Source organism: Bacillus sp. FSL W7-1085 (assembly GCF_038595035.1).
Classification (GTDB): Bacteria; Bacillota; Bacilli; order Bacillales; family Bacillaceae; genus Bacillus; species Bacillus altitudinis.
The window spans coordinates 440,122-464,985 of the sequence record NZ_CP152000.1 but is presented as its reverse complement, the minus strand read 5'-3'; the positions used below and the strand labels follow the sequence as shown (position 1 = coordinate 464,985).

At 42.2% G+C, this 24,864-nt stretch carries 20 protein-coding genes and 1 pseudogene; 10 read left to right on the top strand and 11 right to left on the bottom strand.

Annotated features, from left to right (window positions below):
* Position 1: 1 nt before the first annotated feature.
* The 3 genes from MKY11_RS02210 to MKY11_RS02200 all read left to right on the top strand — a co-directional run bounded on the left by MKY11_RS02210 (position 2) and on the right by MKY11_RS02200 (position 3,984).
* Positions 2-1,435: an MDR family MFS transporter gene (locus MKY11_RS02210; protein WP_007498149.1), complete on the top strand. Its 1,434-nt coding sequence runs from the start codon at positions 2-4 to the stop codon at positions 1,433-1,435.
* A 174-nt stretch (positions 1,436-1,609) separates the two neighbouring features.
* Positions 1,610-2,986: an aspartate kinase gene (locus tag MKY11_RS02205; protein WP_342501792.1), complete on the top strand. Its 1,377-nt coding sequence runs from the start codon at positions 1,610-1,612 to the stop codon at positions 2,984-2,986.
* 152 nt (positions 2,987-3,138) lie between these two features.
* Positions 3,139-3,984, top strand: a complete 846-nt coding sequence (locus MKY11_RS02200) for a GAF domain-containing protein (RefSeq protein ID WP_024720194.1) — start codon at positions 3,139-3,141, stop codon at positions 3,982-3,984.
* A 32-nt stretch (positions 3,985-4,016) separates the two neighbouring features.
* Here MKY11_RS02200 and MKY11_RS02195 read toward each other — a convergent pair whose 3' ends face one another.
* The 10 genes from MKY11_RS02195 to MKY11_RS02150 all read right to left on the bottom strand — a co-directional run bounded on the left by MKY11_RS02195 (position 4,017) and on the right by MKY11_RS02150 (position 14,962).
* On the bottom strand, positions 4,017-5,444 hold the full coding sequence (locus MKY11_RS02195; protein WP_327862147.1) for a HAMP domain-containing sensor histidine kinase: 1,428 nt from the start codon (positions 5,442-5,444) through the stop codon (positions 4,017-4,019).
* Positions 5,434-6,129 (bottom strand): response regulator transcription factor, encoded by a 696-nt coding sequence (locus MKY11_RS02190; RefSeq protein ID WP_017358523.1) that lies wholly within the window; start codon positions 6,127-6,129, stop codon positions 5,434-5,436. The genes MKY11_RS02195 and MKY11_RS02190 overlap by 11 nt, the downstream gene beginning before the upstream one ends.
* 212 nt (positions 6,130-6,341) lie before the next feature.
* The gene (locus MKY11_RS02185) at positions 6,342-7,676 is read right to left on the bottom strand and encodes an MmgE/PrpD family protein (protein WP_342501791.1); all 1,335 of its coding nucleotides are present in this window, start codon (positions 7,674-7,676) and stop codon (positions 6,342-6,344) included.
* The gene (locus MKY11_RS02180; RefSeq protein ID WP_342501790.1) at positions 7,667-8,824 is read right to left on the bottom strand and encodes an amidohydrolase; all 1,158 of its coding nucleotides are present in this window, start codon (positions 8,822-8,824) and stop codon (positions 7,667-7,669) included. The genes MKY11_RS02185 and MKY11_RS02180 overlap by 10 nt, the downstream gene beginning before the upstream one ends.
* Before the next feature lie 33 nt (positions 8,825-8,857).
* Complete coding sequence (locus MKY11_RS02175) at positions 8,858-9,604, bottom strand: amino acid ABC transporter ATP-binding protein (protein WP_008347264.1); 747 nt, start codon at positions 9,602-9,604, stop codon at positions 8,858-8,860.
* Between the two features lie 12 nt (positions 9,605-9,616).
* Positions 9,617-10,291: an amino acid ABC transporter permease gene (locus tag MKY11_RS02170; RefSeq protein WP_007498163.1), complete on the bottom strand. Its 675-nt coding sequence runs from the start codon at positions 10,289-10,291 to the stop codon at positions 9,617-9,619.
* 24 nt (positions 10,292-10,315) lie between these two features.
* Positions 10,316-11,110: an amino acid ABC transporter substrate-binding protein gene (locus MKY11_RS02165; protein WP_007498164.1), complete on the bottom strand. Its 795-nt coding sequence runs from the start codon at positions 11,108-11,110 to the stop codon at positions 10,316-10,318.
* A 22-nt stretch (positions 11,111-11,132) separates the two neighbouring features.
* Complete coding sequence (locus tag MKY11_RS02160; RefSeq protein WP_024720188.1) at positions 11,133-11,636, bottom strand: GNAT family N-acetyltransferase; 504 nt, start codon at positions 11,634-11,636, stop codon at positions 11,133-11,135.
* Positions 11,637-11,653: 17 nt separating this feature from the next.
* Positions 11,654-12,979: an LLM class flavin-dependent oxidoreductase gene (locus MKY11_RS02155; protein ID WP_274660782.1), complete on the bottom strand. Its 1,326-nt coding sequence runs from the start codon at positions 12,977-12,979 to the stop codon at positions 11,654-11,656.
* Between the two features lie 198 nt (positions 12,980-13,177).
* Positions 13,178-14,962, bottom strand: a complete 1,785-nt coding sequence (locus tag MKY11_RS02150; RefSeq protein WP_341014935.1) for a right-handed parallel beta-helix repeat-containing protein — start codon at positions 14,960-14,962, stop codon at positions 13,178-13,180.
* Between the two features lie 263 nt (positions 14,963-15,225).
* On the opposite strand from MKY11_RS02150, the gene MKY11_RS02145 reads away from it, so the two are divergent.
* Positions 15,226-16,719: a peptide MFS transporter gene (locus tag MKY11_RS02145; RefSeq protein WP_342501789.1), complete on the top strand. Its 1,494-nt coding sequence runs from the start codon at positions 15,226-15,228 to the stop codon at positions 16,717-16,719.
* Between the two features lie 44 nt (positions 16,720-16,763).
* On the opposite strand, the gene MKY11_RS02140 is transcribed toward MKY11_RS02145, so the two are convergent.
* Positions 16,764-18,155 carry an amino acid permease gene (locus MKY11_RS02140; protein WP_047946191.1) on the bottom strand — a complete coding sequence of 464 codons (1,392 nt, stop codon included), beginning with the start codon at positions 18,153-18,155 and terminating at the stop codon, positions 16,764-16,766.
* Between the two features lie 366 nt (positions 18,156-18,521).
* Here MKY11_RS02140 and tcyA point away from each other — a divergent pair, with 366 nt between their 5' ends.
* From tcyA to MKY11_RS02110, 6 genes and pseudogenes are all read left to right on the top strand, one after another.
* Positions 18,522-19,337 (top strand): cystine ABC transporter substrate-binding lipoprotein TcyA, encoded by an 816-nt coding sequence (gene tcyA / locus MKY11_RS02135; RefSeq protein WP_007498178.1) that lies wholly within the window; start codon positions 18,522-18,524, stop codon positions 19,335-19,337.
* Positions 19,324-20,016 (top strand): amino acid ABC transporter permease, encoded by a 693-nt coding sequence (locus MKY11_RS02130; protein ID WP_008347286.1) that lies wholly within the window; start codon positions 19,324-19,326, stop codon positions 20,014-20,016. Before tcyA ends, MKY11_RS02130 begins: the two co-directional genes overlap by 14 nt.
* A 12-nt stretch (positions 20,017-20,028) precedes the next feature.
* A complete protein-coding gene (locus MKY11_RS02125) occupies positions 20,029-20,772 on the top strand; it encodes an amino acid ABC transporter ATP-binding protein (RefSeq protein WP_007498183.1) in 744 nt (247 codons plus the stop codon).
* A gap of 105 nt (positions 20,773-20,877) precedes the next feature.
* A pseudogene (locus MKY11_RS02120) lies at positions 20,878-22,231 on the top strand (IS1182 family transposase).
* A gap of 992 nt (positions 22,232-23,223) precedes the next feature.
* Entirely contained in the window at positions 23,224-23,625 is a 402-nt protein-coding gene (locus MKY11_RS02115) for a 6-carboxytetrahydropterin synthase (protein ID WP_056703552.1), read from the top strand.
* A gap of 229 nt (positions 23,626-23,854) precedes the next feature.
* Complete coding sequence (locus MKY11_RS02110) at positions 23,855-24,856, top strand: bis-aminopropyl spermidine synthase family protein (RefSeq protein ID WP_162242777.1); 1,002 nt, start codon at positions 23,855-23,857, stop codon at positions 24,854-24,856.
* The last annotated feature ends 8 nt before the right edge of the window (positions 24,857-24,864 follow it).

The following is a 24,864-nucleotide window of genomic DNA, read 5'->3' as shown; positions in this document are numbered from 1 at the left end:
TATGAACCAATCAACAACATCGTATAACCGGTCTGTGATTGTTGGGATTTTCCTCGTTGGGGCGTTCGTTGCGATCTTAAACCAAACGCTTCTCATTCCAGCGATCCCGCATATCATGGAAGAGTTCAATATTGATGTCAGTAAAGGCCAATGGCTGACCACAGCCTTTATGCTGACAAACGGGATTCTCATCCCAATTACGGCCTTTTTAATTGAGAAATTTTCAAGCCGTTCCTTAGTCTTAACGGCTCTTAGCATTTTTACAGCAGGTACCATTCTTGCTTCGTTCGCCACGAATTTCCCGGTGCTTCTTGCAGCACGTATCGTGCAGGCAGCCGGCGCAGGGATTTTGATGCCGCTCATGCAAACGATCTTTTTAACCATTTTCCCAAAAGAAAAACGCGGGCAAGCCATGGGTATGGTCGGACTAGTGATTTCATTCGCACCGGCGCTTGGACCAACACTTGGCGGCTGGATTGTCGATTCCTTTAGCTGGAAGTTCTTATTCTATATTGTTCTTCCAATCGGTATTATTGATCTCATTCTTGCTTTCTTCTTAATGAAAAATGTCACACAGCAAAGAGACACTCGTATCGATGTCTTATCGGTGATCCTGTCTTCCTTCGGATTTGGCGGACTGCTGTACGGATTTTCAAGTGTCGGAACGTATGGTTGGACGAGTGCAACCGTCCTGATTTCACTCATTGTCGGTGCTGTGAGCTTGTTCTTCTTTATCCTGCGTCAGTCGAATTTGAAAAGACCGATGCTTGAGTTTGGCGTCTTTAAGTTTGCGATCTTTAGCTTAACGACCTTCCTCGGTATGCTCGTCTTTGCCTTACTGATTGGAACAGAGACGATTCTGCCGCTCTATACGCAGAATGTCAGAGGGTTATCTGCCCTTGATACAGGGCTGATCTTATTGCCAGGGGCTCTCTTTATGGGATTCCTATCACCGATTATCGGACGAATTTTTGACAAAGTAGGCGGTAAAGGGCTGGCTCTAGGCGGGTTTACGATATTAGCTGTCACTTCCCTGCCATTTATGATGCTGAGCCTTGATTCATCGATTACCCTCATTACAGTGGCCTACACGCTTCGTTTAATCGGGGTTGGGATGATCATGATGCCGCTGACAACAGCCGGTATTAACTCGTTACCACCGCATTTGATTCCGCACGGGACAGCAATGAATAATACGATGAGACAAATGGGCGGCTCTATCGGGACGGCTGTGCTTGTCTCCATTATGAGCAGCTCTGCTGCCAATGCAGCATTATCCGATCCAATGAAGTCAGCCGTTCATGGCATGAATACGTCATTTATCGTGTCTGGTGCTATTGCGGTCATTGGACTCGTCCTTTCATTCTTCTTAAAAGAAAAACGTAAAAACAAAGTGATGAAGCAGGAGCTATCTTCTTCGTCCTCTTCTTCATAAAGACAAAGAGCTCGGCATATCGCCGGCTCTTTTTTCATCTATTCACACATAACGTCCTCTCCAAAAATACATTTGTTCATTCAGAGAAGAAAAACCTTGATAATTTGAAGAAAAGAGTTGATAATAGAAACTATTCAATTTGTGAGAAAATTTTTACTATAGGAGATGTATGCATTGAAGGTCGTTAAATTTGGTGGCAGTTCTCTCGCTTCTGGCAAGCAGCTGCAAAAGGTATTTGACATTGTCACAGCAGATCCAGCTCGAAAAGCAGTCGTTGTTTCCGCACCAGGAAAACGGCATTCAACGGATACGAAGGTCACCGATCTATTAATTAGCTGCGGTGAACAATATTTACGTTTAGGTGAAGCAAACGATTTACAAGAAGCTGTCATCGAGCGATATGCCTCGATTGCGGATGAGCTGGGATTAGGTCAAGACATTATTGACACCATCCGGCAAGATGTAAACACGTTATTACAGGCTGATTCTTCTCATCCTGAGCGTTATCTTGATGCGATTAAAGCAAGCGGTGAAGATAATAACGCAAAGCTGATTGCAGCCTACTTTCAGCATCAAGGGGTCGAAGCGCACTATGTGAATCCTAAAGAAGCCGGTCTATTTGTCAGCGACGAGCCTGGTCAAGCGCAAGTCCTTCCAGAATCGTATGATCATTTGTACAAATTAAGAGAACGCTCTGGCATTATTGTGTTCCCTGGCTTTTTCGGTTTTAGTCTAGCGGGTGATATCGTCACTTTTTCCCGTAGTGGATCAGACATTACCGGTTCCATTTTGGCAAATGGACTGAAGGCAGATGTGTATGAAAACTTTACGGATGTGGATGCAGTCTACGCCGTCAATCCAACGATCGTTCATGAACCAAAAGAAATCACAGAGCTGACGTATCGTGAAATGCGTGAATTGTCCTATGCGGGTTTTTCTGTATTTCATGATGAGGCACTTATTCCAGCCTTTCGGGCAGGCATTCCTGTTCAGATTAAGAACACCAATAATCCAACTGCAAAAGGCACAAAAATTGTAAATCAACGGGATCATACGAATGGCCCTGTTGTGGGAATCGCGTCAGACAATGGATTTTGCAGTATTTATATCTCTAAGTATTTGATGAACCGAGAAGTGGGCTTTGGACGTAAGGTGTTGCAAACGTTAGAGGAATATGGACTTACGTATGAACACGTGCCTTCTGGCATTGATGATATGACCATTATTTTAAGGCAGGATCAGCTGGAGGAGCAGCAGATTGAACAAGAGCTTTTAGACCGATTAAAGCTTGTGCTTGATGCAGATGAAGTGGTTCTAGAGCAGAACCTCTCGCTTATTATGGTTGTAGGAGAAGCGATGCGTCATAATGTTGGTACAACAGCAAGAGCAGCAAAAGCGCTGTCAAAAGCCAAAGTGAATATTGAAATGATCAACCAAGGCTCTTCAGAGGTGAGCATGATGTTTGGCGTCAAAGCGGCTCAAGAAAAAGAAGCCGTTCAAGCCTTATATGAGGAATTTTTCTCTATGTCCACGGTGCCTGTCTCCATTTAATCAGCAGACTGTCAGATCTCCGGATCGGCAGTCTTTTTGATCTCGCACGATTTGCGCATTAAAGTATATCTATTTCTCGTTTGATTTTGTATGATAGAGACAAATCAACTATTGTTCCGGCCATTGATCGGAGCTACAAGGAGTCCTAATCCATGCCTCGTCAACAACTATTAAAACAGTTTCGCAATTTTCATGATGCTTCTACAAGTATTTTAAACATGATGAGTCAATTCATTCATATGAATACACTGTTTATTGCTAAAAATGATCAAAACACCAATCAGATTGTGAAGGTGCTAAATCATGACGAGCAGCTTCTTGAAGAAGGGGAAGAAAATCCTTACGAGAAGACATTTTGCAAGCTGGCGGTCGATCATCGCGATACGCTGTTGATCCCTGATATCCGCTTGGACGAGCGTTCAAAAAACTTAGACGTCACGAAACAGCTGCAAGGCGGCTCATTTATTGGGGTTCCCATCGATTTTACTGATGGTACGAACTATGGAACAATTTGTGGACTTGACCTAAGGCCGCAGCAATTTACAGAAGAGCATGTTCATATGTTTGAAACGATGGCATCTTTGTTGAGTTACGTCTTAGAACTCGACCAGGCCAATCGGCAGATTCAGCAATTATCTGTACCGATCGTACCTGTTGTTGACGGTGTCGCCGTGCTCCCTCTTCTTGGTGATATCGAAGAGACACGTGCGCAGCATATTTTAGAAACCATTTTACAGGAAAGCTACAGGCTGTCGCTCTCTCATTTGGTCATTGATGTTTCAGGGACAAAACGACTCAATGAACAAAGCATTCAATACTTGGTCAGCTATGCGCAAACGTTAAGACTGTTAGGCATTTCAGCTGTTTTAACAGGAATTAAGCAAGACCTTGCGCTGAGTGCGATTCAATCGAATATTTCATTTAAAGACATCACCATTCGTAAGGATTTACCGCAGGCACTTGCTCATATCGGCTTAACGTTCTCCAAAACAGAATAAGTGATGCTACACCAAAAAGGGCTAAACCGAGTTTAGCCCTTTTTATGTGGTAGCGGCAATCGAATGATAAATGTTGTTCCCTTATGTTTTTCGCTTTTTAAATCGATATGTCCTTCGTGCAAGTCCACAAGCTGCTTGACAATCGACAAGCCAAGTCCGTATTCTCCATATGGTGTATTCGTTCTCGAAATATCCGCTTTATAAAAACGTTCCCAAATGTGTTTGACTTCTTCGGGTGCAATGCCGATTCCCGTGTCTTCTACTTCAATGATCGTTTCCCCGTTCTCTTCTTTCCCTCTCAAAGAAATACGGCCGCCTTCTGTAAATTGAATGGCGTTCTTTGTGATGTTGACGAGGATTTGAATGAGCCGGTCATAATCTGCGTATACCTTTTGTTCAGGGTGAACCTCTACCATGAGCTGATTGTTTTTCTCTTCAGCCATTCGGCTCAGCTGCTCCTTAATCACTTCAAACGTATCAATGAGTGGATAGTGAAATTTTTGAAGGGTGATTTGATTCGACCTGATTTTCTCATAATCCATATTTTCATTGACGAGACGCAGCATTCGTTTTGTCTCATCAGTGATGAGCGCATAGCATTTCTCTTTCTCTTCTGCCGGCACATCCGCAGTATTGAGCCATTCGACCAATCCTCGAATGGTCGTCAGCGGTGTTTTCAATTCGTGAGACACATCCGCAATGAATTGGCGTCTTCGTTTTTCGAGCCGGTCAATTTCCTCTCTTGACCGTTGAAGACGATTGGCCATCATATTAAAATCCTCACCTAGTGTGCCAATTTCATCAAGGTGTTTGTTTTCAAGATGAATGTTGTAGTCACCATGCGCAATTTTCTCAGTTGCCTCTCTCAATTTTTTGATACGATTCACATGGAACTTCGACAGAAACAGACTGAGAATAAAGGTAATCGTCAATGCCACAAACACGATGATATATAAATACCGGTTCATTTGAGCAATCAGCTCTTCTGCTCCTTGAATAGGAGCTATGAGCACCACCCCGCCCTTCAGCTTTCCGTCTTCCATGACAGGAAGTGCCACAAGTGATGCTTCTTGATCAAGCCGGCGCGAATCACTTCGCTTGACAATGATTTCTTCTCCTTTTGCAAGCTTGGCCCACAAATCTTTTGTGAGTAACGCTTCATGCGGTGGCATCTCTTGCTGCTGAGACAACACAGTCCCTTTTTCATCAAAGACGAAAAAACGGATTTGTCTTGTCGAAAGAATGTCTTCAAATGGACGCAAACGGAAGTTCATCTCGGCTTTCGACAGTTGTTTAAAATTCTCCAAAATTTCATTCCCATACGAACTCATTTCGTCTACCCTATTTTGATAGGCAATATCTTTTACAAAATGAGACATGAGGGTGCTGATAATAATGATGGCAATGAGCAATAACCCAAGGTGACTAATCAGCAACTGGTAAAAATATTTAATCTTCATCGAACTTATACCCTACGCCCCATACCGTATACAGAAAGGGCTTAGGTCCGTCTCCGATTTTTTGGCGCAATCGTTTAATATGAACATCAACTGTTCGTTCATCACCATAAAATTGGTATCCCCAAATTTGCTCAAGCAATTGTTCTCGTGAAAATACTTGCCGAGGATGCTGAATAAAAAAGCACAGCAGATCGTATTCCTTTGGCGTTAAATTTTCGATCCGTTTCCCCTCTAGAAACACTTCTCTCGTTTTTTTATCTAACTGAAAATGTTCGGTCTCTAGCCGTTCACCCTCTTTCGCTCCTTCTTGAGTAGATGTTGTTTGAGCAAAACGTCGTTTCACTGCTTTGATTCTTGCCATTAAGGTGAGCGGACTAAAGGGTTTTGTCACATAATCATCTGCCCCAAGATCGAAGCCCAGCACCTGATCAGATTCCGTTTCCTTTGCTGTCAGCATAATAATCGGAACATCACTGATCTGCCGTACTTTTTGACAAATGGTCAGACCATCCATTGAAGGAAGCATGACATCTAAGATGAGCAGATCCCAGTCCTCCTCTTGCTTAAATCGATTCAATCCTTCTAATCCATCATGGACAAATTCCGCTTGAAATCCTTCTCGTTGAAAAAACATATCCGTCATTGTACAAACACTCTGGTTATCTTCAATCATTAATATTTTCATCATCAGCCTCCGCTGTTGCCTTTGTTTTTCTATATGTAGCTTTATTTTACATGTTCCTTCTCAAATCTCAATTGGATTGATACGATTTCATGAACTTATCATGCTTTGGTCATCTTTTATTCATACTTTTTGATGGAGTTGTATGTCGAGGTGAGCCTCATTGATTTTTGTTATGAAAAAAAACTCATCTTATTGATGAGCTTTTTTCCTTGTCATGCCAGCAGTTGCAAGTAAGCAGCGTCTTTCCCCTCTTCAACCGCCTGTAAAAGCTGCTTTGCCTGTGATGTGCTGGTGACGCTGCTTAACTTTTGTATGATGTCTTCTGTCGATAACGCACAGCCTGGTGCTCCCCGAGGGATATCGACCCGTTTGCTGATGGTGGTGCCGTCAGATAAGGTGAGCTTTACAATCGTAAATCGTCCTTTTGGCACTGCGTCTGGATGGGGTTCTATCGTTTGATCATATACTCTATTTACCCGCTTCATCCATGTCCGCAGCTCTGGTGAAATGGCTTTTTTCGTAAAAGCATCCAGTGATAAAGGTTGTCCAAACACCGCTAGTGCGATGACATACTCGACACTAAATCGTCCCTCTTCTCCCGTCAAAGGTGTCCGCTCCGTGAGTGCGGCATCTCCGCCAGGCGGAAACATGACGTCGACCTGTTCGATCTTCCCCTGTAAGGAAGAGTGTTCTTGTACTAATGACTCGATCGCATCAGCTGCATGATGCGCCGCTGAACAGAACGGATACACTTTAAACCATAGACCTGGCGACACGATACGCCACGCAGTGCCATAGTCTTCTAGCAAACATCTTTCCGCTAGTTTCTGATCCCCATAGAGAGAAAAGAAGCCCAGCTCTCCATCCAGAAGCGATTCACTCCCGCCAAAACCTGAGCAAGCTAAATCTATGGACCATACGGCTGTTTTAGCGGCGAGGCCAGCTTGTAATGGTTTCATATCAGTCCCAAACTGCTTTCGCATTCCAGCTGATTGCGCACCTGCAAAGCCGATCGCTTTCGCCAGCTCTTTCTGTGAAACTTGTTTCAAATAACCAATCGCACAGACTGCTGCAATGGCTCCGAGAGTTCCGGTATTATGCCAGCCCCGCTCATAGTGCGACTTGCCGATGGATTCACCTAGCCTTGCCATTACTTCGACGCCAGTAATGTAGGCTGCTAGAAATCGATCACTGTACGCCTCCCCGTTGGTCAGCTGGGAAAGCAAGGCCGGGATGATGACCGCACTTGGGTGTCCTCTCACATCAGAATGCACATCATCATAATCAAGGGCGTGAATCAGGTAGCCATTTAGCATGGCCGCGGATTGACGGCTGACCTTCTTCCCTTGTCCAATGACAGGAATTTGAGCCGCGCCGCCTTCTTGTTCCACCAGCGCCATGAGCTTCTGAATCCCTTCATCCTCTTTTGCAGCAAGCGCTGCTGCCGCAGCGTCTAACAGACCGTTTCGAGCCATTTGAACGGCCTGTTGATCTTGCAACGGATCAGCAGAGAGCACTGCCTCTGCGAGCTGTTTCGTTAGTTCCATGATCTTGACTCCAATGCCCGAACCGCAAGCTCGGCAAAGAAGGCAGCGGCAACAGGGAGTGCGTCTTCATTTAACGTAAAGGCAGGGTGATGCCATTCCTCGGTACCGCTCGTCCCCATCCAGACGAAAAAGCCTGAAATGTGCTCTTGGTAAAGGGCAAAGTCTTCTCCGCCTGGTGACTGTTCTGCCTCCACTACTGCGAGATCAAGCGCTCCTGCCGTTTCTTCCACAACCTTTGTCAAACGCTCGTCATTCATCACAGAAGGTAAATACGGATGCCATTTCACTTCTGCCTTTGCGCCAAATCCTTCTGCGATACCGCTCACGATCTGTTTCATGAGATCTGGAATCATCGCTCTCACTTCAGGTTCAAACGTCCGAACGGTCCCTTCCATCTCGACGCGATCAGGTATCACATTCCATGATGTGCCGCCTTGAATACGTGTGATGCTGACAACCGCATGATGCAAAGAACTAATGCGGCGGCTGACAATTTGCTGTAGGGCGCTTGTGATCTGACCGCTGATGGCAATCGGATCAATTGTGTGATTTGGAATTCCAGCATGACCACCCGTTCCTTGAATGTCGATTTCAAACCGATCGACACTCGCCATTAACGCTTTTTCTCTTATCCCGATGGTGCCAACTGGCAGGTTAGGTTTATTGTGCATACCAAATATCGCATCGACTCCATTTAAGACGCCTGCCTCTATGACGTGTTTCGCTCCTTGCGCCACTTCCTCAGCCGGCTGGAACAAAATGCGCACTGTTCCCTTGAGCTCATGTTTCCGTTCTTTTAATAGGACGGCCGCACCAAAAATCGAAGCGGTATGGAAATCATGACCGCATGCATGCATTTTCCCCTGTATCTTTGAAGAAAATGGTTCGCCAGATGCTTCTTCAATTGGAAGTGCGTCAATATCGGCTCTCAGAGCAATCGTTGGTCCCTCTTGTTCTCCTTTGATTTCACAAACGACCCCGGTTTGAAGATCTGGGAAATCGAGCACTGTGATCCCTTCCTCTTCTAACCAGCCTCGTAGTTTTTTTGTCGTTTCATACTCTTCAAATGCTAGCTCTGGATGCTCATGAAGCGCTCGGCGTATGTTAATTAAACGTTTGTTTAAAGCTTCATTTTCTATTGATTTCACTGATACTCACCCCTCTAAAGAGTAAAAAGCAGCTTATGCTTCTTCAGCCGCTGCTTCTTTTTGGATAAATCGTTTTGTTCGTTCATTCTTCGTTTCGTCAAATAGTTCGGTTGGCGTTCCCTGTTCAATGATATGACCATCTGCCATAAAAATCACATGATCTGCTACTTCTCTTGCAAACGCCATTTCATGTGTCACGATGATCATCGTTGTTTCTTGAATGGCAATGGATTTAATGACTTGAAGCACACCTGAAACAAGTTCTGGGTCAAGTGCTGATGTTGGTTCATCCAGCAGAATCGCATGTGGATCGACCGCTAACGCACGGGCAATCCCGATTCGCTGCTGTTGACCGCCGGATAGTGTAACCGGATAGCTGTCAGCTTTTTGTTCTAGCCCTACTTGTTTCAATAGCTCCATACCGATCTCATTTGCCTGCTGTTTTGTCATTTTTTTCGTCACAAGCAGTGACTCTGTAATGTTTTGCAGGGCTGTTTTGTTTTTGAATAAATTATAGTTTTGAAACACCATGGCCGTTTGCTGACGCAGGTGATGGGCTTCTTTACGTGTATATTTAGACGCATTCAGCTTCGCATCGCCAATTTCAATCGTACCTTCATCTGGCGTTTCTAATAGATTTAGACAGCGCAGCAATGTTGATTTACCGGAGCCAGAAGGTCCGATAATGGCCACAACCTGCCCTTTTTGCACGTCAAGATTAATTCCGTCTAAGACGACAAGGTCGCCGAATGATTTTTTCAAATTGGTGAGCTTGATCATGTCCACACCTCCTTAATTCCGGTAAGGTTTGCTGATTTTTCGTTCAAATAGGTCTTGTAGGAAACTATAAATGATGGTGAGTACCCAATACACAATGCCAACCGCTAAATACGTTTCAAAGTACTTATAGTTGGCCGATGCAATCATTTTCCCTTGCGCAAACATTTCTGCCACCCCAATGGTAAAGGCAAGCGATGTTTCTTTTAAAAGTCCAATAAAGGTATTCCCCGTCGCTGGAATGGCATTTCTGACGGCCTGCGGGAAAATAATTCTGACGTAAGACTGCCATCTTGTCATGCCGACAGATAAACAGGCCTCAAGCTGCCCTTCATCCACTGAATTAAGAGCCGCTCTAAAAATTTCTGCTAAGTACGCTGAGTTTTTAATACTTAAACCGATAATGACCGCTGTTAAGGCATCCATTGAGGTCATCGCAGGGAATAGCTGCGGAAGACCAAAATAAATGAGAAAGAGCTGAACCAAAGTTGGAACCGCTCTGAAAAAAGAAATATACAGCTTGGCAAATTGGTATAAGACAGGTATCCGGTTTTTCGTTATAAGCGCGAATACCACACCAATGATAATGGCAAATACCATGGAGACAATCGCCATGAAGATCGTTATCGGCAAGTATTGAATCAAGGTTGGAAAAACCGTCACCATATACTGCCAATCAATGTGATTCATGTCTGCTTTTCACCGCCGCTGTTGTTATTTTTTAATTGGAACTGTGACATCATCTTTGAAATATTTTTCAGACAATTTCTTCAGTGTTCCGTCTTCTCTTAATTCTTTGATCGCTTGATTGAATTCTTCTCTTAGCTTGTCGTGCTTTTCATCTTTGGCAAATGGGTAGCCGACTTCTTCATATACGATTGGGTTGCCGACGATTTTGAGTGGAAGTCCTGTTTTTTCAATTTGAGCTAACAAGACACTGCGTCCGTTGACGTAAGCATCTACACGGCCATTTGCCACTTCATTTAAGACACCGTCTTGTGTTTCATATGTTTTGATGTTGATTTTCTTGTCTGGGTCTTTGCTCTCTAGGTTTTTGGCATGGTTTGAGCCAAGAACAGCCGCCACCGTTTTTCCTTTTAAGTCGTCAAGTCCTTTAATGTCCTTGTTGTCCTTCTTGACAATGATTTGTGTTCCTGCGTATGCATACGTATCTGTAAAGTTGAACGTTTGTTTACGCTCATCTGTAATCGCAACTTGGTTTGATACGGTATCCAGCTTACCAGATGTCAGCTGGCCCATCAGCCCGCTGAATTCACTCAGCTGCCAGTCTAGTTTGTAGCCTAGCTTTTTCGCAATGGCTTCTGTGACCTCGACATCAAATCCTACTAGTTTGCCGTTTTCTTTATAAGCAAATGGATAGCTTTGGCCTGTAGCGCCCACTTTAAGCACTTTCTCGTCTTTGCCTTCACTCTGATTACCCCCGCCGCATGCTGCTAACACCGCAAGCATTGCCGCAAATAAAACAACTAGCCACTTTTTGTTTTTCATGTTCGTACACCCTTCTTTCCTCTTATGGTTGTGTAATATCTGATCGTAATTGTTTTTTAAAATAAATGGTGATATGGCCTTTGCCTAGATCCTTTTCACCTGCTCTGACATAGCCTTTACGCTCATACATGTCCATGAGCCACGGATGCTTATCAGCTGTCCCAAGAGAGACAAACGGTACCTTTAGTGTGTCCCTTAGCACTTCCGTTTCAACCCACTCAAGCAAGGCTGAGCCTGTGCCTTTTTTTGCCGCTGGTTCTGAAGCAAACCACCAAATATGCGGAACGCCGAATGGTCCTGGCTGTTCTCCCCACGGCATACGGAGTGATAAGGTGGAGAGAAGCTCTCCGTTTTCTTCCATTACATAGCAAAGGTTCTTTTGTACATTTTTCTGAACGAGGGCGACATCTGCATGTGCTGCTTGGAACTGGATGCCGAGCTCACGAATCGGCTCATAGGCTCTTGTTGTCAGTTCAAGCAACGCTTCTATATCATCCTCAGTTGCCAGACGAAACGTATATCCCAACGTTAGTCACCTCACCTTTATGTCGTGTAGCGATTTTTTGGCTGTTTTAAGCCGAGATTTTCTCGTAAAGTTTTTCCTGTGTATTCTGTTTTGAACAGGCCTCTTTCCTGAAGGATCGGAACGACGCGGTCTACGAAGGCATCAAGTCCTTCTGGCAATAATGGCGGCATCACGTTAAAACCGTCGGCTGCTTCCTCAACGAGCCATGTCTCCATCACATCTGCTAGCTGCTCTGGTGTTCCAATGAAGATATGGTGCCCACGGGAACCTGCAACAGATTGGTAGAGCTGGCGAATGGTCAGGTTGTCCTTTCTCGCCATATTCATCACAAGGTCAAAGCGGCTTTTCACGGCATTTGACGCGCTTGGATCAATCTCTGGAAGTGGTCCGTCTAGTGGATACTGCGAAAGATCAATACCCCCTAAGTAGTTTTGTAAAATGCTAAGGCCGATTTCTGGAACAATCAGCTCTTGTAATTCTTCATACTTCGCTTTTGCCTCTTCTACTGTATCGGCAATGATTGGGAAGATGCCCGGCATGATGCTGACATCCTCTCTAGCTCGTCCAGCAGCCTCTACTTTTCCCTTCAAGCTTTGGTAAAATTCCTTCGCTTTGTCGAGATCGTTTTGTGCCGTAAAAATAAGCTCAGCCGTTTTAGCCGCAAGCTTTTGACCATCTTCAGAAGATCCTGCTTGAATGATCACCGGCTGTCCTTGCGGTGTGCGTGATACGTTAAGCGGTCCCCGTACGGAGAAGAATTCACCTTTGTGCTGCAGCTCATGAAGCTTACTAGACTCAAAGAATTCCCCTGTTTCTTGGTTTCTGATAAGGGCGTCCTCTTCCCAAGAATCCCACAAACCTTTGACGACATCGACGAATTCTTCAGCTCGTTCGTATCGTTTGTGGTGCGCTAAATGCTCTTCTCCGCTAAAATTTTTCGCTGTTTCTTCAATAGAAGATGTGACCACATTCCATGCTGCTCGTCCGCCTGATAAATGATCGAGTGAGGCAAACTGTCTCGCAATATGGAATGGCTCACTGTATGTAGTTGATGCTGTTGCTGCTAAACCAATTGTTGAGGTAGACTCTGCAATCGAAGAAAGCAGGGTGAGCGGTTCAAATCTCGTTAATACATTTGGATGAGATGTATGATTAATTGATAAGCTATCGGCTAAAAAGAGCAAATCCAGCTTCCCTTCCTCGGCCTTTTTCGCTAATTGTTTAAAGTAATCAAGATTCATGGCTGCGTCTGGTACTGCTTTCGGATGTCTCCAAGAGGCGACATGATGTCCAGTTCCCGCGATGAATACGCCTAGTTTGAGCTTCCGTTTCGGCTGTGACACTTGTTTTTCATCCTTTCTATATCTTCCTTGTATCAAGTTATTATTTTACAAGATACATTTTTCTGATTGAATTAATCGGTTTTATCCATAAAAAAAGGGCAAATGTTGTGAAAAATGAAAAATAATTATTACTATATGCCCTTTTTACATGATTGTCAACCGCCTTCTGAACCTCCAAAAAAAGGGATTTACAGGCGTTTACGGTGGATCAATTTCAATATTTCCGATGAGCCGGTCCGTGGAGTGTGTCATCAATTGACTGCGCTCTAGTACGTTATGGGCAATCACTGAATGAGTGGAAGATATGGTGCGGACGGCAATCGCTTTTTGAGGAGAGAGATTAATGATGTTATTCCGCAGCACACGTGCTGAGACAACCTCATCAAGAAAAACGGCTGTCGGCTGTCCGATTGAACGATTTAAATAAAAGCGGTTATCACCAATTTGGGGTGAGCCATTTTTAATATACATCACCACATATAAGGACGTTTCTTCAAAGGAATTGTCTTTAATCTCTAAAGGAGCGGTCGTATTGCTGTAGACGGCATAGTTTTGATAGTGCTTAAAACGATTCTGCCATATGAAAGCCTTTGCATTTCCTGTCACGCTGATTGTATACGAAGATGCGAGCTGTGAATGTCCTTCTTGAATAAAGTGATTGCCGTTGATCCCCGCTTCTCCCTCCTGCACCCATATCCCTCGGCTGAATTCCTTGAATTGATTATGCTGAATTAAGATATTCGTTCCTCTGACCATCGCCGCATCGATGACAGAGTAGACGGTATTGTTTGAAAAAACAATGCTGTCTGATTGATAAATACGCAGCGATGTACTTCTAAGCCGTGTGTTTGTCCCTGACTCAATATGGTTTCCTTCTATTAAAATACGATTGGCCATATAGACAGACACAGCCGCATCTTCAAAAAGACTGATTTTATTACCTGTGATGTGCACGCTGTCTCCCCTCACATCAATACCCTTTTCAAATCCTTCAATCATATTGCCAATAATGATCACATTGTTTTCCGATTGATCAAGCGGCACGCCTAAGCTCGTAATCCCTGCTTTTGTCACGCCCCCTCCCACTGCACGAATCAAATTATTCGCAATGATCATTTCAGTGGCGAAGCCATAGGAGATACTGCTGTCCGTTTGATTGCCTTCAATGATCACACCATAGCCGTTGAAATTATAGATAGAGCTGGCTGCGCCGCCTCTGACTATGTTGTTTCGAATTTGAATATTCAGCGGTTCCTCCAAGTTGGTCGCATTTTCTCCGTATCCTTCAATATCAATGCCCATTTTTGGCTCGACCCCGTTTACCCCTGCCCTTTCAAGCAAACAGTCTTCCACAATGACACCATCACAGCCTGTAATAGAAATATTGTTTCGCCTTGAATCAGTGATGGTGCACCCAGAAATATGAATTGACGAAGCAGGCGAGTACGATTCGATATGGGTCAATAAACCGTGCGGACTGACAATGATACCGTCTCCCGTACAATTGTTGATTTGAACACGATCGATATTCACATGGGAAGCACCTTCAATACACACCCCGAAGCCCCATTCATGTGTTTTTCTTTCTGGCGGGAGTGCCTTGTACACATGCTCATCACGGTCGCCTTCAATCCGCCCGCCCCGAATGGTCACATGCTCTACCTCTCCTATATAAAAGGCTGCATATCCCCACGAATCATTTGGTTTCACTTTGATAACGGCATCTGATGCCATCTCAATACAAATATGACTTGGCACTCGAATGCCGGCATGACGAAAAGGAAAAAATTGATCCCCCCTGTACACCGCATCTATTAGATACGTTCCACTCGGCAGCCAGACGTGGGAGTAGCCCTGTGCTTTTGTCCATTCCAGGCATTCGTTCAGTTTCGCTGTACAGTCCGTTTTCCCGTCAGCAATCACGCCAAAGTCTAATACATTGACAATGGGTTTCTTCAGATCAGATTCATTTACATCCCCCAATTAAAACCCCTCCTTTTTACACATGTCCTCTTGTCATCCTATGCATGTGGGAAAGGTTTGCTTGTACGATATTTCAAATTTTATATAAATTCTTCTGAAATAACTTTCCGATGATTTTCACTTGAGCGAATTTTTCATCTTTTTGAGTCTTTACGCCTATTGAACTAACATTTTCCTGTTTTAGAATAGTTTTATATTGACACAAGAACTATACAAGAATATCATTTTTCTCATATCTCTTTTTTTAAGAAAGGATCTATGCCATGTCTACAATTGACCACGATAAAATTGTTAAAAGTGTTCCTCAAAAAGGGTTTTTTGGACATCCTAAAGGACTTTACACACTGTTTTTCACTGAATTTTGGGAGCGTTTTTCTTATTATGGCATGCGTGCACTACTTATTTATTATATGTACACAGAGGTGACAAAAGGCGGTCTTGGCTTCGACCAGACAACCGCTAATTCGATCATGTCTGTCTATGGTGCGCTTGTCTATATGTCAGGCATTATTGGCGGATGGCTTGCCGACCGGGTATTTGGTTCATCCAGTACGGTCTTTTATGGCGGGGTATTCATTATGCTTGGTCATGTCATTTTGGCACTACCTAGCGGAGCAACAGCGCTCTTTATTAGTATGGGGCTGATTATTATTGGGACAGGCCTCCTAAAGCCGAACGTGTCAAACATAGTCGGTGACCTATATACAAAAACAGACCCTCGCAGGGATTCTGGATTCAGTATTTTCTATATGGGGATCAATATGGGTGGTTTTATCGCCCCATTAATTGTCGGAACACTCGGTCAAAAAGTGAATTTCCACCTTGGTTTCTCACTCGCTGCCGTTGGTATGCTTGTTGGACTTATTACGTTTGTCATCACGAAAAAGCCGAATCTTGGACTTGCCGGCACTTATGTCACAAATCCACTATCAGCTACTGAACGCAAGAACTTCAAAATTTTCGGTACATTGATCGTGATTGTACTTGCTGTTTTTGCTGTCATCGGTATTCAAACAGGAGCGCTCACGATTAATCTATTCACTTGGTTTGTCAGTGTCCTTGGTGTGCTGATTCCAATTGTTTATTTTATTGTGATGTATTTTAGTAAAAAAACGAGTGCAGTGGAGCAGTCGAGGGTACTCGCTTATATTCCATTGTTCCTAGCTGCGGTGATGTTCTGGGCCATTCAAGAACAAGGCTCAAATATTTTAGCCACATATGCAGATCAGCGAACAAACTTGAATTTCCTTGGCATGACATTAGCCTCTTCTTGGTTCCAATCATTGAACCCAATCTTTATTGTGCTCCTGTCACCAGTATTTGCTTGGTTATGGGTCAGACTCGGTAAGAAACAGCCGTCTACCCCGATTAAATTCTCACTTGGCCTTCTGTTCGCAGGATTATCCTTTATCATCATGATCATTCCTGCCTACATGTCTGGACCAAATACACTTGTAAGCCCACTATGGCTCGTTCTAAGCTTCTTCCTTGTCGTCATCGGAGAGCTTTGCTTATCACCAGTTGGGCTGTCAGCGACAACAAAGCTGGCACCTGCTGCCTTCTCAGCGCAAACGATGAGCCTTTGGTTCCTTTCAAATGCGATGGCACAAGCCATTAATGCACAAGTGGTCAAGCTGTTTGATAAAGTGCCAGAAACCGTCTATTTCGGGATCATCGGCATGCTCGCTATCGTTTTATGTGGTGTCATGCTTCTGCTTACACCGGTGATTAAGAAAGCGATGAAAGGTGTGCATTAAATTGAAAAAGAAGCCTCCCAAATGGGAAGGCTTCTTTTTTTGAATTAAAACCGAATTTCATCATCTCCGTGGATTTGCAACTGGAGCGGTTCACTTTTCACCTGATGTTTTTTCACATAGCGGTGATAGACAACATATCCAATGATCATGAGCGGTACGCCGACATACAGCCCAATCCGCTGCTCAGCATCAAAGGCAAGACTGATTAGCACAATCGAATTCAGCGTGATCGCAATGATCGGCAGTGCCGGATAAAGAGGGGTTTTAAATTTTAGGTTTTCCAGCTTTCCGCCTGCTTTCAAATATCTTCTGCGGAAAAGCAGCTGTGATAATGTAATCGTAATCCAGCCGGTTTGGGCACTCATGCCCGCAATAGACACGATCCAAGCAAAAACGGTTTTCTCTGCAAAGAATCCTGATAATAACGAAATACCTGTAAACAGGAAAGTGAGCAGTAAGGCATTCATCGGGATGCCCCGCTGATTGACTCGTCTAAACGCCTTCCCTGCCATTCCTTCCTTCGACAAAGAGTACAGCATTCTCGTAGAGGCATATAGGCCAGAGTTCGCCACAGATAATAAAGCAATGATAATGACAAAGTTCATGATATCTGCCGCATAAGGAATGCCCGTTCTCTCAAACACAGTGACAAATGGGCTTTGCAGCACACTCGCTTCTTTCCAAGGCACCATGCCCGCTAAGACAAAAATAGATAAAACGAAAAAGACAAGGGTGCGCCAAACCGTCTGATGAATCGAGCGAGGTACGGTTTTCTCCGGATTTTCACTTTCTCCTGCCGCAATCCCGATCAGCTCCGTCCCTTGAAACGAAAAATTCACCGTGATCATCGTGACGACAACGGCCAGCAAGCCATTCGGAAACAGACCGTCACTCACAAAATGACTAAAGTAAGGAGCTGGTTCCCCGCTCGTCGTTTGAATAAAACCAAACATCGCCGCTCCGCCTACGCCAATAAATAGTAAGATGGCAACAATCTTAATGGTTGAAAAGAAAAACTCCGACTCCCCGAACGCTTTCGCTGACCTGGCATTTAATAAGAACAAACACAGCCCAAATATGAGACACCAAATCCACACATCCACTTGTGGAAGCCAGCGTCTCATCAGCTGCCCTGCTGATAAAAATTCCAGCGCCACGGTGGCTGCCCAGCCAAGCCAATAAATCCAGCCAACAGCAAATCCTGCTGCAGGACTCACAAATTTCGTCGCATACGTATGAAACGACCCCGACACAGGAAGCGCGACTGACAGCTCTCCCAAACACAGCATGGTTAAATACATAATCAATCCGCCCACTATATAGGAAAGAACAGCTCCAACTGGCCCTGCTTGTCCAATCGTATAGCCTGTTCCAAGGAAAAAGCCTGTCCCAATGACACCGCCAAGAGAAATCATAAATAAATGGCGGGAGGTCATCGCCCTTTTCAATTGTTCGGGCTGATTTTGTCCAACATCCACAATGATGCCCTCCTTCTTCTAAGATGTTCTGTTATCAAAACATGTCTCCATGTGATTATTCCATTTTCAAAACAACCTACTAATTATACATCTTTTATAATAAATATGCTTCCTTCTATCGTCACTGTTTCAAAGTCTTTATTTTAGTAATGTTCGCACAACTAAGAGCAAATAGACATTGTAGAGAATGGAGGTTTGAAAGAATTGGGTTCAGGGCATAAAGTTGGTGAGATTCGCTCAAGCTAGTTTCAAATGCTTTACTTTTAGGTTGCTTCTCTGTAAGATCATATGTTGTAAATACCAACAAGAAAAGTGGGGAATAAAATGAAAAAAATGTTCTTTGCCATTATTTTAGGCGCTTGTGTTGCATTGATCACAGCATGTGGATCAGCTGCAAACGACAGCGCAAATAAACAATCTGGGTCTAAGGAATCAGGTGACCTTTGGAAGTCCATTCAGGATAAAGGCGTATTAACCATCGGTACAGAAGGTACATATGCTCCTTTCACCTTCCATGACAAAAAGACAGATAAATTAACTGGCTATGATGTCGAGGTCATCACAGAAGTCGCAAAACGTCTTGACTTAAAACCAGAATTCAAAGAAACACAATGGGACAGCATGTTTGCTGGTCTGAATTCTAAACGTTTTGATGTGGTAGCGAACCAAGTTGGTAAAACTGGACGTGAAAATCAATATGATTTCTCTGATAAATACACAACATCTCAAGCCATAGTTGTGACAAAATCAGATAACAATGACATCAAGAAACTTTCTGATGTGAAAGGCAAAAAAGCAGCACAATCATTAACAAGTAACTACAACAAATTAGCTACAGATGCTGGCGCTAAAATTGAAGGGGTTGAAGGTCTTGCACAATCCATTCAATTGATTCAGCAAGGGCGTGCTGATTTGACGTTCAATGATAAATTAGCTGTCTTGAATTACTTGAAAACAAGCGGTAACAAAAACCTAAAAGTTGCATTTGAAACAGGAGATCCACAAGAAACGTATTTTGCCTTCAGAAAAGGCAGCGGCGAAGTCGTTGACAAAGTGAATGGCGCACTAAAAGAAATGAAGAAAGACGGTACACTCGCTAAGATTTCTAAGAAATGGTTTGGTGAAGATGTTACAAAATAATATCCTCGGAGTCGTCATTCCGTGGGATCTTCTTCAGCAATCTTTTTGGCCAATGGTGATGCAGGGAATTTATTATACAATTCCCCTCGCCATCATTGCCTTTATCATTGGTCTTTTTATCGCGCTTGTGACAGCTCTTGCTAGAATGTCTAAAATCAAAGCGCTCAGATGGATTTTTTCTATCTATGTGTCGGCTGTTCGCGGAACGCCGCTTTTTGTGCAATTGTTTATTATTTTCTATTTCTTTCCGACATTTAATATCACACTTGATCCATATCCAAGTGCTATCATCGCTTTTTCTTTAAACGTAGGTGCGTATGCTTCGGAAATTATTCGTGCATCCGTCCTCTCTGTTCCAAAAGGACAATGGGAAGCGGGGTATTCGATTGGGATGACCCATCGCAAAACGCTCGTCCGCGTGATTTTACCGCAGGCAGTGCGTGTATCGATTCCGCCGCTGTCTAATTCATTCATTAGTTTGGTGAAAGATACATCGCTTGCCTCCCAAATCCTCGTGGCAGAGATGTTCCGTAAATCACAAGAAATTGCTGCGGCGAACTTGGATCAAATTTTATTTATTTATATGGAAGCAGCCCTGATTTATTGGGTATTCTGCTTCATTCTATCGCTCGTTCAACACCAAATTGAAAAACGACTTGATCGATATGTCGCAAGGTAAGGAGGGAACGACATGCTAACAGTCAAAGGCTTAAACAAATCCTTTGGTGAAAATGAGATTTTAAAGTCGATTGATTTTACGATCAACAAAGGGCAGGTTGTGGCGATTCTTGGTCCATCAGGTTCAGGAAAAACAACGATGCTTCGCTGTTTAAATGCACTTGAAATTCCAAATGCCGGCTCCTTTACCTTCGATGATTTCTCGATTGATTTTTCTAAAAAAAATAAACAAGCTGATTTGCTCAAGCTTCGCCGGAAGTCAGGCATGGTGTTTCAAGATTATCATCTGTTCCCACATCGCACTGTTCTTGAGAATGTGATGGAAGGTCCAGTCCAAGTCCAGCGCCGTCCGAAAGAAGCGGTGCGAAAAGAAGCGATTCAGCTCCTGCAAAAGGTAGGACTTGAGGATAAAAAAGATTTGTATCCCTTCCAGCTGTCAGGCGGTCAAAAGCAGCGTGTCGGCATTGCCCGTGCACTTGCCATTCAGCCAGAGCTTATGCTTTTTGATGAACCAACCTCTGCGCTTGATCCTGAGCTTGTCGGAGAAGTCTTAAAGGTCATGAAGGATCTAGCGAAAGAAGGCTGGACGATGGCGGTTGTCACACATGAAATCAAGTTTGCCCAAGAAGTGGCGGACGAAGTGATTTTTATTGATGGCGGCGTCATCGTTGAACAAGGTCCTCCTGAAGAAATCTTCAAACGACCAAAGGAAGAACGAACAAAACAATTCTTAAACCGGATTTTGAATCCAGTATGATGAAAAAAGGCTGTTCTCATCATGTGAGAACAATCAGCTTGTAGACAAAGTCTACAAGCTTTTTTATATAATAAGGGTAATAACACAATTCTGTGGGGGATGAACATGTTATGGAAACATGAAGAAGAAAGAAGAAATCAACTAGAAGTAGTGGCTTTAGATGAATTAGTACCTAAAGATCATCTTGTACGAAAAATTGATCAAGCGATCGATTTTGATTTAATTTATGATCTCGTCAAAGATCATTATAGTTCTGTTAACGGTAAACCAAGTGTGGATCCCTTTGTTCTCATTAAAATGGTTTTGATTCAATATCTATTCGGCATTCGCTCCATGCGTCAAACCATTAAAGAAATTGAAACCAATGTGGCTTATCGTTGGTTTATTGGATATGGATTTTCGGAGAAAATTCCGCACTTTTCTACCTTCGCTAAGAGCTACGTGAAACGCTTCCACGATACAGATTTATTTGAACAAATTTTTTACCGAATCTTAAGAGAAGCGATGAAAAAATGTCTCGTTGACCCTTCTATCGCCTTCATTGCTCAACCCATGTAAAAGCGAACGCTAATAAGAAAAAACTTGAAAAGAAAATCGTTCGAGTAGAAACACGAAGTTATCAAAATCAGCTTCATGAGGAGATCAATATTGATTGTGAAGAACATGGAAAAAAGCCCTTCCTCTACAGAATAAAGAAAAGGAAAAAGAAATCAAGGTCAGTACAACTGAACCAGAGAGTGGCTACTATGTAAAGGATGAACGTGAAAAGTTATTTGCTTATTCATTTCATACAGCTTGTGATTCAAAAGGATTTATTTTAGGATCACTGGTCACTGGTGGAAATGTTCATGATAGTCGTATGTTAGATTCACTCGTATCAAAGGTGACAAAGAAAGTCGGAAAACCAAATGTAGTTGCAGTAGATGCTGGATATAAAACATCCTTACATCGCCAAGTTTTTAATGGATAAGAGATAAGACCTGTCATGCCTTACACTCGTCCGAGAACAAAAGCTGGTTACTTGAAAAAGAATGAATATGTGTATGATGCACATTTTGATTGTTACATTTGCCCAAACGGGCAAATTCTTTCTTATCGTACAACAACTAGAGAAGGCTATAAGCAATATACGTCCGATTCAGAGGTATGTAAATCCTGCTCATTTCTAGAGAACTGTACACAAAGTCAAAATCATACCAAACAAATTCATCAGCATATTTGGCAGGACTATCTAGATGAAGCAGACCATCTGAGACTCACACAAATGAATATGGACATCTATGCAAAACGGAAAGAAACAATAGAAGGCGCCTTTGCGGATGCAAAAGAAAAGCATGGTATGCGTTGGACGAAACTTCATGGACTAAAAAAAGTTTGAATGCAAGCGATGCTTACTTTCGCTACCATGAATCTTAAAAAATTAGCAAACTGGACATGGAAAGAACCATGTCCAGCGTAAGACATCAGATAGATTTTATCGAAATAAGTGAAAACCCCACTTTTACTTGAAGTAAAGGTGGGGTTTGTCTACGGTCTGACTGTTCTCATCATGTGAGAACAGTTTTTTTGATTTTACGCATCAAGCTAGCAAATCTGCATGGACCCATAAAGTTATCATGGCCAAAATAATTATTCAATCTTACGATAATTTTTTATTAACCATTTCATCTAAAAAATTGGATGACTTCTCTCCCATACAATTTTTATTAACTAAAAAAAAAAACTGTAAAAGTATTTTCAAATTAAAAAATTACTGATTGATTTCCCTTAAAACTTGATAAAACGATAGTTTATTTCTTACTGTATATTTTATATTTTATAAATTTTAATAGGTACAGCCCTTAAATATTGAATCTTTCCTTTCAGTATCAAAATCTAAGGAACACATTTTTTATGAGTAGAATTACTCTTAAAAGCAGCAATATTTCAAATTCATTAATTTTTAAGGAAAAACGACAATTTTCACCTTACTTCGACAAAACGACGGTGTTATATTGCATTTAGATACATTTTATTACATCAATGGATAATTAGTTGAATTAAAGAGTAAAAATGACAATTTTGATATACCTCGTTTTAAACAAATGTTAATTCGTTTAAAACTAAATGAAACGCCAGCAAACAAATATATATCTATATTTACAATTCATGTAGCAAAGCCAGTTTTTAAAAGAACATTCTAACACATGTATTTGTCATTCAAACGGCGCTTAACTTAATCCTTCAAGCCTAGAATTTAAACTAAACCAATAAATTCTATCCTCTTTGAAATGCACAGTTATTTTTCATCATGATAAACACCTTATTGTTTCCTTAACAAATATCTTACGTGAAACCTATAATTAATTATCCGAATTTTGCAATACTTATATGCATAAATGGAAAATTTAAATTGCTTCTTAATCCGAAAATTAAATTGTATAAACATAGTATAAAAAAGGGGTTAAATCCATGAGTAATCAATATATCTATACATTAACTAAACATTTCTGGATTTCTTGCGCCCATAAAGTCACAGGTGCGGGAAAATGCGCAAGGCTTCATGGCCATAACTACAAGGTTACCTTTTGCATTACCGGTTCAGCATTAGACGAAAAAGATATGTTAATAGATTTTCGTGAAGTGAAGCACCATTTAGAGAAAAAGTATGATCATTATGTGCTAAATGATTTTGACGAATTTAACAAAATAAAAGGAGGATATGAGCCGAGCACCGAAAGGGTCGCTCAGGTTTTTTTCGAGATAATAGAATCATTATGCAACGCAAAGAGGAATCAGCCACATATTAAATGGATTGAAGTTCAAGAAACCAATGAAGCCAGTGCGAGATACGAAAAACTTGAAAGGAGGTGATCTTGTGGAAAAAGAAATCGTGAAAAAAGAGGAAGATCAAATTTCTGAAGATTTGCTCTTGACTGACGAATTGGAGCTTGAAGAAAAAGAACTTTTTTTAACCAACGCTAAGACGATATAACAAAAAATAGGATCTACAAAACAAATCGTTTTGTAGATCCTGATAATGATAGGGTGTGATCTTATAGACATTTTAAAAAAATGCTATGAAGATTTTTTAAAGATAGATATGGAAACAGAAATCGGACATCTTCTTAAACATAAGCAAGCTGAAAAAATAATTGGCATATGGAACTTATGGAGCGGTATCAGCTTCACACAGTTTGAAAAGTATGTGTGGCAATGCATAAATAAGGCAAAAAAAATTCAAGACGTCATCAATATAACCGGAACGATGCACATTGCCATAAATCTCCTCTACGTTTTAAGGAATCACCAACTATGTAAAATAAGCAAAATTGGCGAAATCGAATTTTCAAATGATCTGATGAACTTTGAGGTTGCTGGTGATCTCGCAACTGCGGTTTTTCCGGAACGGATAAGAAACAAAAAAGAACATGGGCAGTTTCAAGCAACATGGACCACTTCGGTTAAGCGTGCAAATATAATTTTTGAGAAAGTGCCTCCGTGGAAAGATGTATTTTTTTGCGGCGATGATGATTTAACAAGCCTTGCTCTTGCCCAAATCAGTGGCAACGCATTTAACATATCTGTAGGTGATATAGACAGCGATCTCGTGTCTTTTATAGAATCCATCAACAGACGGGAAGGGTTGCAAATTGAAACATTTGAATTTGATGTCACATATGAAGCCCCTGACAGGCTTAAAAAGAAATACGACGTATTCCATTGTGATCCCCTCGATCATGGGCAAGGCATAGATTTATGGTTACAGAGGGCACAAGAAGTATTGAAAGGCGAACCAGGGGATTTGATTTATCTGAATATTAGTGCGGATCGTCTCGGACAAAGAGAGTATCTTCTATTCAAGCATCTCCACGAGATGGGCTTTTACTTGGAGGAAAAACATAAAAATTTTAGTAGCTATCAAGTGGAAGAAGAACCTTTTTTAAATAAGGAAAAATTAAATGATGAAATAGGAAAATTAAACCTTGAGTACAGCGCAATAAAAGATTTATATATTCATACAGATCTATATGTTTTCATCAGAAAAGCGGTTAGATCAATTTTTCTTCCGCAAGAATTTTTGGAGATTAGAAGAAAAATATGATGAGGTGT

What these genes read in the sequence shown, in the direction of transcription:
- MKY11_RS02190 (WP_017358523.1), bottom strand. Translation starts at nt 6,129, where the DNA reads ATGAAAATATTAATGATTGAAGATAACCAGAGTGTTTGTACAATGACG.
- MKY11_RS02165 (WP_007498164.1), bottom strand. Translation starts at nt 11,110, where the DNA reads ATGAAAAACAAAAAGTGGCTAGTTGTTTTATTTGCGGCAATGCTTGCG.
- MKY11_RS02125 (WP_007498183.1), top strand. Translation starts at nt 20,029, where the DNA reads ATGCTAACAGTCAAAGGCTTAAACAAATCCTTTGGTGAAAATGAGATT.
- MKY11_RS02140 (WP_047946191.1), bottom strand. Translation starts at nt 18,155, where the DNA reads ATGACCTCCCGCCATTTATTTATGATTTCTCTTGGCGGTGTCATTGGG.
- MKY11_RS02200 (WP_024720194.1), top strand. Translation starts at nt 3,139, where the DNA reads ATGCCTCGTCAACAACTATTAAAACAGTTTCGCAATTTTCATGATGCT.
- MKY11_RS02175 (WP_008347264.1), bottom strand. Translation starts at nt 9,604, where the DNA reads ATGATCAAGCTCACCAATTTGAAAAAATCATTCGGCGACCTTGTCGTC.
- MKY11_RS02130 (WP_008347286.1), top strand. Translation starts at nt 19,324, where the DNA reads ATGTTACAAAATAATATCCTCGGAGTCGTCATTCCGTGGGATCTTCTT.
- MKY11_RS02170 (WP_007498163.1), bottom strand. Translation starts at nt 10,291, where the DNA reads ATGAATCACATTGATTGGCAGTATATGGTGACGGTTTTTCCAACCTTG.
- tcyA (WP_007498178.1), top strand. Translation starts at nt 18,522, where the DNA reads ATGAAAAAAATGTTCTTTGCCATTATTTTAGGCGCTTGTGTTGCATTG.
- MKY11_RS02110 (WP_162242777.1), top strand. Translation starts at nt 23,855, where the DNA reads ATGGAAACAGAAATCGGACATCTTCTTAAACATAAGCAAGCTGAAAAA.
- MKY11_RS02185 (WP_342501791.1), bottom strand. Translation starts at nt 7,676, where the DNA reads ATGGAACTAACGAAACAGCTCGCAGAGGCAGTGCTCTCTGCTGATCCG.
- MKY11_RS02195 (WP_327862147.1), bottom strand. Translation starts at nt 5,444, where the DNA reads ATGAAGATTAAATATTTTTACCAGTTGCTGATTAGTCACCTTGGGTTA.
- MKY11_RS02115 (WP_056703552.1), top strand. Translation starts at nt 23,224, where the DNA reads ATGAGTAATCAATATATCTATACATTAACTAAACATTTCTGGATTTCT.
- MKY11_RS02210 (WP_007498149.1), top strand. Translation starts at nt 2, where the DNA reads ATGAACCAATCAACAACATCGTATAACCGGTCTGTGATTGTTGGGATT.
- MKY11_RS02145 (WP_342501789.1), top strand. Translation starts at nt 15,226, where the DNA reads ATGTCTACAATTGACCACGATAAAATTGTTAAAAGTGTTCCTCAAAAA.